Source organism: Streptomyces sp. KMM 9044 (assembly GCF_024701375.2).
Classification (GTDB): Bacteria; Actinomycetota; Actinomycetes; order Streptomycetales; family Streptomycetaceae; genus Streptomyces.
In genome coordinates this window covers 5,430,028-5,442,949 of record NZ_CP113910.1, presented here as the reverse complement: position 1 = coordinate 5,442,949, position 12,922 = coordinate 5,430,028, and the positions used below count along the sequence as shown (strand labels likewise).

The following is a 12,922-nucleotide window of genomic DNA, read 5'->3' as shown; positions in this document are numbered from 1 at the left end:
GGCCGGGCCGGGAAGTCCCAGCGGAAGGGAATGCCTGATGAATCAGATACTGTTGTGTCAGGTTGGTGACCCGTGGAAGGCGGGTCCGGAACCCCGGAGGCACCCCCCTCATGAAGCTCGTCCACGTCTTCGACGCCTCCTGCGGCTGGTCGTACGGTTTCGCGCCGGCCCTGGCCGAACTCGCGTGAGAGCACCCCGATCCGGAAGTGGACGTGATCTCCGGTGGCCTGTTCACCGGCTCGCGCCGCGTACCGATCCGCGAGTTCGATCACGTCCGGGGCGCCAACGCCAAGAGCAGCGAGCTGACCGGGGCCGAGTTCGGGCCCGGTTACGCCCGGCTGATCGCGGACGGGGCGTTCGTGAGGGACTCCGGGGCCGCCGTTCGGGGCGTGGCCGCGTTGCGGCAGGCCGCGCCCGACCGCATGGTGGAACTGGCCGCCGCACTGCAGCGCGCTTTCTAGGTGAACGGTCTAAGCCTGTCCGACCCGGCCACCTACAGCGCGGTCGCCGAGACGGCCGGCCTGGACCCGGACAGTGTCGTGGACGCGTTCTCCTCGTCGGATTCGGCCACCGCCGCGCAGCACGACTTCACGCGGGCGGCCGGCCTGGGTGTGGACGGCTTCCCGACCCTGCTGGCCGTCGCAGGCGACCACCGCACCACGGTCCTGGCCGTCGGCCATGCCACCGCCGATGAGATCGACCGGCGTCTGGACGCCCTCATCCCCCGGTTCTGACCGCCCTCTCCTCACACCATCCCTGTCCACCACCCTCCCCCCTCACGAAGGAATCACCATGAGCACCCTCGATTTCAAGGTCATCGACCTTGACTTCCCCGTCGGCTCGAAGAACAAGACCGCCACCCTGATCACCGGCGAGGAGCAGGCCTTCCTGATCGACACCGGGTTCACCCGCGCCGACGGCCACCGCCTGGCCGCCGAGATCCTCGACTCCGGCAAGACCCTGACCAAGGTCTTCGTCAGCCACGCCGACCCCGACTTCTACTGGGGCGCCGAAGTGATCGCCGACGCCTTCCCCGACGCCGAACTCGTCGCCACCCCGCTCGTGATCGCGCACATCCGGGACGCCTACGAGAGCAAGCTCAAGGCCTGGGAGGCCGTCGGCGCCAACCGCCCCACCCGGCTCGCCGAGATGGCCGAACTGACCGGCGACATCACCTTCGAAGGCCACGTCTTCCAGCTCAAGGGCGGCCATCCCGCCCTGCCCGACCGCCACTATCTGTGGCAGGCCGAGCACCGGGCAATCCTGGGCGGCGTCCTGCTCTTCCAGAACGAGCATGTCTGGGTCGCCGACACCGCCACACCCGAGTCACGCTCCGTGTGGATCGAGTCGCTCGACGAGATGACGGCCCTGGACCCGGCCTTCGTCGTCCCCGGCCACCGTCTGCCCACCGACACCCTCGACGCCGGCCCCGTCGCCTACACCCGCGACTACCTCACCGCGTTCGAGGAAGAACTCGCCAGGGCCGAGAACGGCGAGGCGCTGACCAAGGCGCTGGTCGCCCGCTACCCGGACGCCGGAATGCTCATCGCCGCCCAACTCGGTGCCAAGGTCGCCAAGGGCGAGATGGCCTGGGGCTGACTTCGGCCCTCCCGAGGTCCGGTGCCGGGCAGCGCGAGCCCCGGCACCGGACCACGTCCCACGCATCACGCGGACAGGGAGCCACAACGGGGCGCTGCGCGTCTCCCCTCTTCGTGCGGGTCACCCGACTCGACCGCCGACGCCCACAAGAACGCCGCGCGGGGCCCCGCATCACCCCGCTTCCGCCCTCGCCTCGTCCCCACCCCACGAGAAAGGCCATCCCATGAACGCGACGACCGACTTCGACACCTCCACCGCCCCCGCCGACGTGGTGCGGCGCCAGTACCTCGCCTCCGCCCACGGCGACCTCGAGGCCCTGCGGGCCACGCTGGCCGACGACGTGGAATGGACCGAGATGGCGGGCTTCCCCCTGGCCGGCACCTACCGCACCCCCGACGGCGTCACCTCCGCCGTCATGGAACAGCTGGGCAAGGCGTGGGCCAACTGGACCGCCCACGACGACACGTACGTCGTCGACGGGGAGAACGTCGTGGTCCTGGCCCGCTACACCGCCACCAACAAGACCACCGGCAAGGACATCAAGGTCCGTGTCGCCCACCACTTCATCGTCCGCGGCGGCCGCATCGTCCGCTTCGAACAGTTCGTCGACACCGCCAAAGTCCTTGAGGCGATGACTGCCTGACATCCCATCAGTCGGCGGAACCGGCCACGGTCGGCATCGCCGGCCTGACGACCTGAACCACGCCTCGATGGCGGACAGCCCACGTGCGCCTGCCTGCGGCATGAAGTGGGTGTATGTCCGGAGTGTGTGCGACGACGTCATCGACACCGACGGAAAGCTACTCACCGTTCGTCGACAGGTACTCAGGACCAAGGAGAGTGGCTACAGCCCCACCCTCGTGGACCGCCTCAAGACGAGCCCGCGCCTCAACACGAAGAATGTGCCGATCCCTCCGTACCTCCAGGACGTTTTGGACGAGTACATGGAGTGGCGCCCGCCGCGCCCAACAGCGAACGTCCTGTGGGAGCACAAGAAGACGATCACCGAATGTAAGCGCGGCTCGGTACAGGCACTCTTCTGGACGCGGCGCGGGAACCTCGTCTGCCGGAACCACTTCAACGACGACGCGTGGAAGCCCACGCTGCTGAAGCTGGGCATCAAGGACGAGGAGGGAAACCTTCCGACCTTCCATGACCTCCGGCACACCTTCATCTCCACGTGCCTTCAGAACGGGATCCCCGAGCACACTGTGGCCGCGTGGGTGGGCGACACCGTCGAGGAGCTGCGCCGTACGTATAGCCACCTCCTGAGGGACCATGCCGATACCCACGGCGCAATAGCCGCCGGCCTGACCGCACGGCCGAAGCCGACCCTCGTACGCGCCGCGGCGTGACGATCTGACCGTTGTACTCGCTGCCCTCTCGCAGACGCAGCGGCGAACCCCAGCGGGGCTGAGGCCGACACCGGCCTCAGCCCCGCTGCCGTTTCCCCAGCCTCTGCACCTCCGCCTCCACGCTGCGCCGCCGGCATTGTCGTGCGCCCGGTAGTCGAGTGGTGCGGCCCGGCTCGCTGACAGTCGGCGGGAAGCGCCCCCGTGAGCAGGGTTGTCAAAGAGGTACTGGCTGAGCGGGACTCCATACCCTGCTCAAGCATCGCGGCGGGACCGCCGGATAGCCCAGAACAAACGCTGTTTGCCGCAGGTCAGGCCCTGCCGTCGCCGTTCCGGGGTCCCGTGCCCCCGTGGCTACATTCATGGCTACGTACGTAGCCGCGCGACCCCGTTTGAACCGGTGCGGAACGGGGTTTGATCAAGCCCCCTGATTCGACAAAAAGGGCCCCTGAACTGCAAGTTAGCCGGTCAGAGGCGCTTAGCGGCAGACGAGTCGGGCTGTACGCCGGGTTCTGTCGCCCGGTCGCCTCGCGGCGGCCGGGGAGACGGCCATCCATCTAGGGCCGGCGTTGCCACCGGCCTCCAGCGGTCTACCCGCGGACTCGGGCGGGCAGCCCTCGAACGTCCGCGCAGAAACACCGGGGTGTTTCCTTTTGACCTTGCTCCGGGTGGGGTTTACCTAGCCGCCTGAGTCGCCTCAGGCGCTGGTGGTCTCTTACACCACCGTTTCACCCTTACCGGGGGCCGGAGCCCTCGGCGGTCTGTTTTCTGTGGCACTGTCCCGCGGGTCACCCCGGGTGGCCGTTAGCCATCACCCTGCCCTGTGGAGCCCGGACGTTCCTCGGGGAGCCCTCCGTCAGGGGGTCTCCACGCGGCCGTCCGCCCGGCTCGTCTGCCGTGTCGACCATGGTACCGGGCGTGGGCCCCGCTTCGGCGCGGCGGCCGTGGCCAGGACCGAACCCGTGAGGATCAGGGCGAACGCGGCCAGGACCGTCGCCGTCAGGGGCTCGCCGAGGAGGAGCACCCCGGCCGTGACCGCGACCGCCGGGTTGACGTACGTGATGACGGTGGCCCGGGCCGGCCCCGCTTCCCTGATCAGCTCCAGGAAGACGACGAACGCGACCGCCGTGCAGACGGCGCCCGGGGCCGCGAGGGAGATCGGGGCCCCGGCCGAGGGCAGCTCGGCCGGCCTCGTGAGCACGGCGGCCGGGGCGTACACCAGCGCCGCGAGCGTCGGGCAGACCGCGGTGAGCTGGAGGGACGGGACCTGCTCCAGATGGCGGGCGGCGACCAGTGGAGCGAGGGCGCAGCCCCGGGCCGTCACCAGCACCTCGGCCGGCGAGCGGGCGTTGCCGCCGCTCAGCTGCGGCACCGGCGAGGACACCCACGGCCAGCAGGCCTGCAGTGGATCTGGAGAGGTGGCGTGGGTGCTGCCGGCGGGCCGGGTGGGAGCGGCGTGCAGGGCGCGGTAGGCGTAGCCCTCGGGGACGGCCGGGCCGCCGGTGTGCGTCTCGCCGGGTTCGGGGACGACGATGGTGCCGGCCCCGGAGACGATGCGCCCGCCGCGGTACGCGATGGCCTCCAGACCTTCGACGGTCAGGTCACGCCGACCGTGCACTCGCCGTGGGCGTGCGGGGCGTACTCGTGCCGGTCGAAGCGTGCGGTGAGCAGGTCGGCCGATGGCCCGCAGCGCCCGAGCCGCGCCCAGGCCAGGCCAGGCCAGGCCAGCCGGCCTGTTCCCGTACGTTCGTCACCCGGCACCCCCGGCCACAGGGGATCAGAGGAAGCAGGCGGTGGTCAGGTCGGATTTCACGGCTCGGTCACGGCAGGGGCTGTGGGAGGCTGCTGGGCGGGAATGAGGGCCGTCGGCACGGGCGCCCGCTCGGCAACCCGGAACAGCTCCGCCGCCGACCGCCTGCGCCGCCGGTCCGACACCACGACCCCACCCGTCCACTTGCCCGTTGCCGTCCGGTACCGGTGCTGCAGTTCACCCACACGAGGGCAGTGGCGATCCCTTATGGCCGCGTAGGCGGGATGGCAGTGGGTGTTCCACGTCAGGTCCTCCGCATAGGTGGCACAGGCCGCCGGGAAGAGTACGGCGGAGATCAGCAGGTCGGCGATCTGCAGGCCGATGTGGGAGTCGCTGTGGCCGAATACGGGCGACTCGGCGACGTGCGGCATCAGGTCGCCGCCCGCCCGGAACTTCCGGGTCGTGACGCAGTGGACGTTGTCGACGTTCTTGCTCTTCGTACGACTGTCGAGGATCACCACACCTCGGCCCTCACGCCCGGCGAGGAAGTGGTCGAAGTGGGCACAGAGGGAGGCGACCGACGCGCCGTACATCGCGTCCTCCACGTTGGCGACGCCGTCCTGCTTGACGCAGATCTTGGCCAGCACCCGGCAGTCGTGGCGCTCCAGCATCGTCAGCAGCTTGCCGATCAGACCGTGCGCCATGCGGACCTGTTTGCGGTTGCCGTTGCGGAGGTGGGATCGGATGTTCGATCCCTTGATCTCGGTGCGGATGACCTCGCTCAGCTTGACGGCGGTCCGCAAGGTGGGGCGGAACTGCTTCTTCAGGGTGATGAAGTCCCAGGTGAGTGAGCGCAGTTCGGACTCTTCGACGACGATGCCACCGATGACCATGACCGGCGGCGCTTCCGGCGTGGAGGGATCGACCGTCTGACCGTCGCCGGACTCGTCGACGTAGCACAGGTACAAGCTTTCCTCCGCCGGAAACAACTACGGCCGCCCCGGAATCCTGAAGGGCGGCCATAGGGGTTGCTGCGCTGGGCGCAGCCTTGTTTTGATACTGAACCCAGCCTATGACACCTCCCCGTACGCGCGCAACTACGGATTGTCATCCAACTGCTGTCCGGCAGCCGCCTTCCGGGCATGGGCAAAGCGCTCGGCGGCGCACACGGCCGACCGGTTCACCGCTGACGTGGCGCCGGGCAGGGGCAGGGCTTCGGCGCCGCGGCCAGGACCACCGCGGCCGTCCTGCGCACCACGCCCGGCCACAGGGGATCAGAGGAAGTCGGCGGTGTCCAGGTCGAATGCGAAGGGGCGGGGAGGGACAGGGTCTTCCCCGGAGGGCGGGTGCAGACCTCCCGGTAGTCATCGCGGTGGTCGTCGCGTTCCAGGGCGCCGAACAGGGTGATCGAGGAGGCTTCGCGGTCGACGAGGAGGCAGAGGGGGATGCCTCCTCGGGCGTAGCAGCGGCGTTTGGTCTCGCGGTCGGCCTTCGGCTTGGCGGAAGTCACCTCAAGGACCGGGGCGACCCCGTCACAGGGCATCCAGGAATCGGCTCCCCGGTGGAGCCGTAGCTCCCTCGGGGGCAAAAGTGCCGTCCGGGATCAGGCGGTCCTTCGGGCAGCCACCACCGCTCCGCAGTTTCAGCCCCTTGTTCCCGGAGAACTGCATCCTGGTCCGGGAACGCTCGAGCACCTGCTCCACGATCAGTCCGATGCAATCCTCGTGATCCCCGTCCGGCGGCGGCGTCACAACGATCTCTCCCTCGATCGGCTCCGCCCGGAAACCTTCCGGGGTGTCCAGGGCGAGAAATCCCTCCAGCAGGACGTCTTCCTGCGTGAGCGGCTCGTGGGCCACCGCAGTCATGTCACGCCCCTCCTTCTGCCGCCCGTCAGACTGGGACATCGGCTGATCACCTGTCCGTGATATCGGGAATCGTCCACTCGGTCGTGGCACAGGATCATGGCCCTCGTCAGATGCCACGGCCGCCGGCTTGACCCTGCCTCGACGTCAACGTCTCTACTGGGGTCATGCGGATCGGAGAGCTTGCCGCGGCCGTCGGTGTCACCCCGCGGACCGTGCGGCACTACCGCCATCTGGGGCTGCTGCCGGAGCCGGAACGGCGGGCCAACGGGTACCGGGACCACACACTGCGGCACGCCGTCGTGCTGGCGCGGATCAGGCGGCTGACCGAGCTGGGGGCTCGGGCCGGCCGAGGTGCGGGACGTGCTCGCGGGCGACGCCGGCAAGGACCTCGTCGAGGTGCTGACCGAGCTGGACGAGGACCTGGCACGGCAGGAGGCGGCGGTCCGGGACCGCCGGGCGCGGCTGCGTGCGTTGCCGGAGACGGAGGGCGGGCCGACCACGGAGGGGCCCGCCTCCCCCGAACTGGCCGCCCTGTTCCGGGAAGTGGCGGATCTGTCCGACTCGCCCATGGCCGCCAGGGACCGGGAGGTGCTCGCCCTCATCGAGACCGCGGCGCCCCCGGAGCGGCGGGAGCGGCTGATGGGCCTGCCGGCCGGGTTCATGAAGGTGCCGGGCGGTGTGGAGCGCGCGCTCTCCGCCTACGCGCTGCTCGACGAACTCGCCGACGCCGAACCGGACGACCCCGTGTGGAGGAGGCCGCCCGCGTCCTCGCCGGGTGTCTGCCCGCCGGCCTGCTCCCGGAGGGGGCCCCGCTCGACGAGGACCACAGCTTCCTGCGTGCCATGTACGCGGACTTCCCCCGGCCCAGGCGGAGGCGGTCCGCCGGACCCTGCGGATCGTCACGGAGGAGCGGACAGAACAGATGGAACGGACGGAGCGGACGGAGCGGACGGCATGACCGGCGGCGTGCGGGTTGGCCGGGCCCTCGTCCGGCATGAGCTGCGCTTGGCGGTGAGCCTCGTGCTGTGGCTGGCGCGGCGCACCCGCGGCACGGCGGACGGCACTCCCTTCGGGTACGCGCGGGGGCAGGGCGCCGTCATGTTCGGGTTCGCGTTCGTGTGCGTCGTCGAGACGGTGGCGTTGTCGGTGCTGCTGCTCGACTGGCCGGCCGTCCACGCGGTGGTGCTGTTCCTGGACGTGTACACCGTCGTGTGCGTCGTCGCGCTGCACGCCGCGAACGTCGTACGGCCCCACGTGCTGGATCCGGACTCCGGCGTGCTGCGGATCCGCCGCGCCGTCCACGTCGATCTGCGGATACCGCTGGAGCGGATCGCCTCCGTACGGCGTGAGCTGCGGATGAGCCATGAGCCGGCCGCCGGGGAGCTGAACGTCGAGGCCGGCTCGCAGACCACGGTCACGCGGGAGCTCACGGAGCCGGTCACCCACGTCACCCTCTTCGGGCGACGCCGGGACGTGCGCGTCGTACGGTTCCACGCCGACGAGTCCGACGCCCTGGTCCGGGCGCCGGCCAGGGGCGGCGGGCCGCTCGGGCGCAGGGCCCGGCACCGTACCCTGACGGCTGAGCTCTACCGTGAGGAGTACCGCGTGCTTGTCCTGCTGCCGCCGTCCGAAGGCAAGGCCACTTCCGGCCGCGGCGCCCCGCTGAAGCCCGGGTCCCTGTCGCTGCCGGGGCTGGCCGGCGCCCGGGAGGCCGTCCTCGCCGAACTGGTGGACCTGTGCGCCGCCGACGAGGACAAGGCACGCGAGGTGCTGGGGCTGAGCGAGGGGCTGCGGGGCGAGGTCGCGAAGAACCTGGAACTGCGTACCGCCGGAGCCCGGCCCGCCGGGGAGATCTACACCGGCGTGCTCTACGACGCCCTGGACCTGGCCTCCCTCGACGCGGCCGCCAAGCGCGGGGCCGCCCGCTCGCTGCTGGTGTTCTCGGGGCTGTGGGGCGCGGTCCGGGTCACCGACCGGATTCCCTCCTACCGCTGCTCGATGGGCGTACGGCTCCCGGGACTGGGGGCGCTGGGCGCGTACTGGCGTACGCCGATGGCCTCGGTGCTGCCGGAGGCGGCCGGCAGCGGCCTGGTGCTGGACCTGCGGTCGGCGGCGTACGCGACGGCGTGGAAGCCGAAGGGCGAGGTGGCCGCCCGTACGGCGACCGTGCGGGTGCTGCACGCGCCGACGCGGAAGGTGGTCAGCCACTTCAACAAGGCGACCAAGGGACGGATCGTGCGCAGTCTGCTGACGGACGGGGCCGCGCCGAAGGATCCCGCCGCGCTGGTGGAGGCGTTGCGGGACCTCGGCTACGTGGTCGAGGCGCAGGCGCAGGCGCCGGCCCGTGCGGGGACGCCGTGGGCGCTGGACGTGCTGGTGGACGAGGTGCACTGACTACTACCAGGACCCCGGATGTTGCATCCTGCGCAACACCCTTTGCGCAGGATGCTTTACCGCGGGCAGGATGGCGCCATGAGTTCACCCCCGCACTCCGCTTCCTCGTCCTCGTCCTCGCCCTCGCTCGGCACCACCGCCTCCGTACTGGATCTCGCGCCCGTCGTGCCGGTCGTCGTGGTCGAGGACGCCGCCGACGCCGTACCGCTGGCGCGGGCGCTGGTCGCCGGTGGGCTACCCGCGATCGAGGTGACCCTGCGGACACCCGCCGCCCGGGACGCCCTCCGCGCGATCGCCGCCGGGGTGCCGGACGCGGTGGTCGGGGCCGGCACGGTGATCACGCCGGGGCAGGTGCGCGAGGTGGTGGCGGCCGGGGCGCGGTTCCTGGTCAGTCCGGGCTGGACGGAGGTCCTGCTGGGGTCGATGCGGGCGTCCGGGGTGCCGTTCCTGCCGGGGGTGTCGACGGTGTCGGAGGTCGTGGCGCTGCTGGAGCACGGGGTGCGGGAGATGAAGTTCTTCCCGGCTCAGGCCGCGGGCGGCACGGCGTATCTGAAGGCGATCGCCGGGCCGCTCCCACAGGCCCGTTTCTGCCCGACCGGAGGGATCGGTCCGGACTCCGCTCCGGACTACCTCGCGCTGCCCAACGTCGCCTGTGTCGGAGGGAGTTGGATGCTCCCGGCGGACGCGGTGGCGGCGCGCGACTGGGTCCGGGTCGAGCGGCTGGCCCGCGCGGCGGCGGACCTCACCGCAGGTGGGACGTCTCGTTGAACAGCCGGACGCTGGCGTTGCCGTCGGCGTAGTACGCCACCGCCGTCAGCGAGGCCGCCGACAGTTCCATCCGGAACAGGGCCTCGGGCGGGGCACCCAGGGCGAGCCGGACCAGGGTCTTGATCGGGGTCACGTGGGTGACGAGGAGAACCGTGCGGCCCGCGTACGCGGCGACCAGCCGGTCCCGGGCGGCCGCGATCCGGGTCGCGGTGGCCGCGAAGCTCTCGCCGCCGCCGGTGGGTTCGGCGTCCGGGGAGGAGAGCCAGGCGTTCAGGTCGTCGGGGTGGCGCTCACGCACCTCGGCGAAGGTGAGGCCCTCCCACGCACCGAAGTCGGTCTCACGCAGCCCGTCGTCGACGGCGACCTCGAGCCCCAGGCGGGCGGCGACGACGCCCGCGGTCTCACGGGTACGGGCGAGGGGGGAGGCGACGACCGCCTGGATCGTGCCGCGCCGGGCGAGCGCCGCGGCGGTCCGCCCGGCCTGCTCCCGGCCGACGTCGGAGAGGGAGGGGTCGTTGCCGCCGCTGCCGGAGAACCGTTTCTGTGGGGTGAGCGGGGTCTCACCGTGCCGCAGGAGCACGAAGGTGGCCGGCGGCCCCATGTCCGCGGGCGCCCAGCCCGAAGAGGGGGTGGCAGCCGTTGCCGGCCCGGTGCCGCGAGCGGCGTCCGTCTCCGTGCCGGGGGCGGCCACGGCCTGCGCGGCCCGCCCGTCCGCGGCGGCCTTTCCGGCAGGGGTGTTGCCCGCGTCGGCGGCCCCGGCCCCGGGCCCGCCGGTCCCCCGCACCCCTGCCCCCGGGCCGGAGGCCGGGGCCGACACCGCACGGGCCCGTGGCGCACAGGTCGCCGTGTCCCCGGGCGGGCCCGATTCCTCGGCTGCCACCGGCCGTCCGCCCTGCGCGTTCGATGCGGCCCGCGCGTCCGCGGCGGCCTTTCCGGCAGGGGTGTCACACTCATCCGCACCGGCGGCATCCGCCCCCCGCACGCCGGCTCCCTCGGCTCCGGCCTCCCCGACCGGTCCGGACGGCTCGGGTGTCACCGGCCGCGCGGCCGGTGTGTCCAGCGCGGCGCGCGAGGCCGACGCATTCCACGGCTCGCCCCGCTGCCCCGCGTCCCTCGCCTCGTTCGCCAGCCGGTCCGCGTGCTTGTTCCGCTCGCGCGGGATCCACTCGTACGTGACCCGGCCCGGCGGGAAGACGTGTGCCGCCTCGGCCGCCAGCGGCTTCATGGCAGGGTGTTTGATCTTCCAGCGGCCCGACATCTGCTCGACGACGAGCCTGGAGTCCCTCCGGACGTGGACCGTGGCCTGCGGGTCCAGCTCACGCGCGGCCCGCAGGCCGGCCGGCAGGCCCGAGGACTCGGCGACGTTGTTCGTGGTGGCGCCGAGGTACTCGGCCGCCTCCGCCAGCGTCTCCCCCGTCGCCGCGTCACTGACCACGGCTCCGTAGCCCGCGGGTCCCGGGTTGCCCCGCGACCCGCCGTCCGCCTCGACGATGAACTCCCTCACCGGGAAATCTCCTCGGCTCTGCTCAGATCTCCTCGGATGCCCCTACAGGCCCGACTCCGACGTGCGGACCAGGATGCGGCGGCAGTTCTCGCAGCGCACCACGGTGTCGGGCGCGGCCTGGCGGATCTCGCTCAGCTCGGTGATGGCGAGTTCCTGGCGGCACCCCTGACAGCTGCGGGCGTACAGCTTCGCCGCGCCGATGCCGCCCTGCTGCTCACGCAGCTTCTCGTACAGCTTGAGCAGGTCCGCGGGGACCGACCCGGCGACGACCGCGCGCTCCTTGGTGACCGTGGCGGCCTCGCCGTCGATCTCCGCGCAGACCGCGTCCCGGCGGGCGGTCGCGTCGTCGATCCGCGACTGGACGGAGGTGACCCGCTCGGACAGTTCGCCGACCCGCTCCTGCGCGGACTCGCGGCGCTCCATGACCTCCAGGACGATGTCCTCGAGGTCGCCCTGGCGCTTGGCGAGGGAGGCGATCTCGCGCTGGAGGTTCTCCAGGTCCTTGGGCGAGGAGACGGCTCCGGAGTCGAGGCGCTTCTGGTCACGGGCGGCGCGCTGGCGCACCTGGTCCACGTCCTGTTCGGCCTTGGTCTGCTCGCGGGCGCAGTCGCTCTCCTCGGTCTGCGCGGCCACGTGCAGGTCGCGCAGCTGGGCGAGGTCCCGGGTCAGCGACTCGATCTCGGCGTGCTCGGGGAGCGACTTCCGCTTGTGCGCGAGCTGCTGGAGGCGGACGTCGAAGTCCTGGACGTCGAGGAGTCGGATCTGGTCGGCGGGCTCGGCGTTCAGTTGGGGGCTCCAGATGTGTCGGGTTCGAAGGACGCCGCGTGGGCGGTCCAGGGGTCGGTGACCGTGGCGGAGACATGGACCCGCAGGCCCCATCCGTGACGGTCGGAGATCGCGTCGAGCTGGGCCGCGGCCAGCTCGCACCAGGGCCACTCGGTGGCCCAGTGCGCCGCGTCGAGCAGCGCGGGCGAACGGCCTGTGGCATGCTCCGCCGTGAACTCCGACGCCGGGTGGTGGCGCAGGTCCGCGGTGAGGTAGGCGTCCACGCCGGCCGACCGGACGTGGGCGAAGAGGCTGTCGCCGGAGCCGCCGCTGACGGCGACCCTCCGCACGAGCGCCTCGGGGTCGCCGGCGACGCGGATGCCCTGCGCGGTGCGGGGCAGGCGCTCGGCGGCGCGGGCGGCGAGCTCGCGGACGGTCAGCGGGTGGTCCAGTTCGCAGACGCGGCCGAGCCCGCGGCGGCCCTCGGGGTCCGTGGTGTCCGGCACCAGGGGCCGTACGACGCGCAGGTCCAGGGCGCCGGCCAGGGCGTCGCTCACGCCGGGGTCGGCCGTGTCGGCGTTGGTGTGGGCGACGTGCAGCGCGATGTCGTTCCTGATGAGCGTGTGCACCACGCGGCCCTTGGAGGTGGAGGCCGCGACGGTGGTCGTGCCGCGCAGATAGAGCGGGTGGTGGGTGACGAGCAGGTCGGCGCCCAGCTTCACCGCCTCGTCGACGATCTCCTGGACGGGGTCCACCGCGAACAGGACCCGGCCGACCTCCTGGCCGGGGTCGCCCGTGACGGTGCCGACCGCGTCCCAGGACTCGGCCCGCTCGGGGGGCCACAGGGTCTCCAGCGCGGCGATGACTTCAGACAGACGGAGCACGACGCAAGGCTACCTGCCCTTATGCCGCAGGAGTACCGGCG

9 protein-coding genes, 1 other RNA gene and 5 pseudogenes are annotated in these 12,922 nt (G+C 71.8%); 7 read left to right on the top strand and 8 right to left on the bottom strand.

Annotation, left to right across the window (positions count from 1 at the left end; genetic code table 11):
* Nucleotides 1–110: 110 nt before the first annotated feature.
* From HUV60_RS24555 to HUV60_RS24540, 4 genes and pseudogenes are all read left to right on the top strand, one after another.
* A pseudogene (locus HUV60_RS24555) lies at nucleotides 111–734 on the top strand (DsbA family protein).
* A 58-nt stretch (nucleotides 735–792) separates the two neighbouring features.
* Nucleotides 793–1,599, top strand: a complete 807-nt coding sequence (locus HUV60_RS24550) for an MBL fold metallo-hydrolase (RefSeq protein WP_257849365.1) — start codon at nucleotides 793–795, stop codon at nucleotides 1,597–1,599.
* Nucleotides 1,600–1,822: 223 nt separating this feature from the next.
* A complete protein-coding gene (locus tag HUV60_RS24545; RefSeq protein ID WP_257849364.1) occupies nucleotides 1,823–2,242 on the top strand; it encodes a nuclear transport factor 2 family protein in 420 nt (139 codons plus the stop codon).
* 124 nt (nucleotides 2,243–2,366) lie between these two features.
* The gene (locus HUV60_RS24540; RefSeq protein ID WP_257849363.1) at nucleotides 2,367–2,954 is read left to right on the top strand and encodes a tyrosine-type recombinase/integrase; all 588 of its coding nucleotides are present in this window, start codon (nucleotides 2,367–2,369) and stop codon (nucleotides 2,952–2,954) included.
* A gap of 482 nt (nucleotides 2,955–3,436) precedes the next feature.
* Here HUV60_RS24540 and rnpB read toward each other — a convergent pair.
* The 5 genes and pseudogenes from rnpB to HUV60_RS24515 form a co-directional block, all read right to left on the bottom strand.
* Nucleotides 3,437–3,842, bottom strand: an RNA gene (gene rnpB, locus HUV60_RS24535) — RNase P RNA component class A.
* 115 nt (nucleotides 3,843–3,957) lie between these two features.
* A pseudogene (locus HUV60_RS34055) lies at nucleotides 3,958–4,275 on the bottom strand (EamA family transporter); the annotation flags it as partial.
* Nucleotides 4,276–4,398: 123 nt separating this feature from the next.
* Nucleotides 4,399–4,679: pseudogene (locus HUV60_RS24525) on the bottom strand (AraC family ligand binding domain-containing protein); the annotation flags it as partial.
* A gap of 81 nt (nucleotides 4,680–4,760) precedes the next feature.
* Nucleotides 4,761–5,669 (bottom strand): DUF3800 domain-containing protein, encoded by a 909-nt coding sequence (locus tag HUV60_RS24520; RefSeq protein WP_257849361.1) that lies wholly within the window; start codon nucleotides 5,667–5,669, stop codon nucleotides 4,761–4,763.
* A 306-nt stretch (nucleotides 5,670–5,975) separates the two neighbouring features.
* Nucleotides 5,976–6,566: pseudogene (locus HUV60_RS24515) on the bottom strand (Uma2 family endonuclease).
* A 164-nt stretch (nucleotides 6,567–6,730) separates the two neighbouring features.
* On the opposite strand from HUV60_RS24515, the pseudogene HUV60_RS24510 reads away from it, so the two are divergent.
* The 3 genes and pseudogenes from HUV60_RS24510 (at nucleotide 6,731) to eda (ending at nucleotide 9,728) form a co-directional block, all read left to right on the top strand.
* Nucleotides 6,731–7,524 (top strand): annotated as a pseudogene (locus HUV60_RS24510) (MerR family transcriptional regulator).
* Between the two features lie 647 nt (nucleotides 7,525–8,171).
* A complete protein-coding gene (yaaA, locus tag HUV60_RS24505; RefSeq protein ID WP_257850237.1) occupies nucleotides 8,172–8,960 on the top strand; it encodes a peroxide stress protein YaaA in 789 nt (262 codons plus the stop codon).
* Nucleotides 8,961–9,038: 78 nt separating this feature from the next.
* Complete coding sequence (gene eda / locus HUV60_RS24500; RefSeq protein ID WP_257849360.1) at nucleotides 9,039–9,728, top strand: bifunctional 4-hydroxy-2-oxoglutarate aldolase/2-dehydro-3-deoxy-phosphogluconate aldolase; 690 nt, start codon at nucleotides 9,039–9,041, stop codon at nucleotides 9,726–9,728.
* On the opposite strand, the gene HUV60_RS24495 is transcribed toward eda, so the two are convergent.
* The 3 genes from HUV60_RS24495 to HUV60_RS24485 are packed head-to-tail and all read right to left on the bottom strand — an operon-like array spanning nucleotide 9,703 to nucleotide 12,881.
* Nucleotides 9,703–11,232 (bottom strand): bifunctional RNase H/acid phosphatase, encoded by a 1,530-nt coding sequence (locus tag HUV60_RS24495; protein ID WP_257849359.1) that lies wholly within the window; start codon nucleotides 11,230–11,232, stop codon nucleotides 9,703–9,705. The genes eda and HUV60_RS24495 overlap by 26 nt on opposite strands.
* A 42-nt stretch (nucleotides 11,233–11,274) precedes the next feature.
* Nucleotides 11,275–12,018: a zinc ribbon domain-containing protein gene (locus HUV60_RS24490; RefSeq protein ID WP_257850236.1), complete on the bottom strand. Its 744-nt coding sequence runs from the start codon at nucleotides 12,016–12,018 to the stop codon at nucleotides 11,275–11,277.
* Nucleotides 12,015–12,881 (bottom strand): Nif3-like dinuclear metal center hexameric protein, encoded by an 867-nt coding sequence (locus tag HUV60_RS24485; protein ID WP_257849358.1) that lies wholly within the window; start codon nucleotides 12,879–12,881, stop codon nucleotides 12,015–12,017. The genes HUV60_RS24490 and HUV60_RS24485 overlap by 4 nt, the downstream gene beginning before the upstream one ends.
* Between the last annotated feature and the right edge of the window lie 41 nt (nucleotides 12,882–12,922).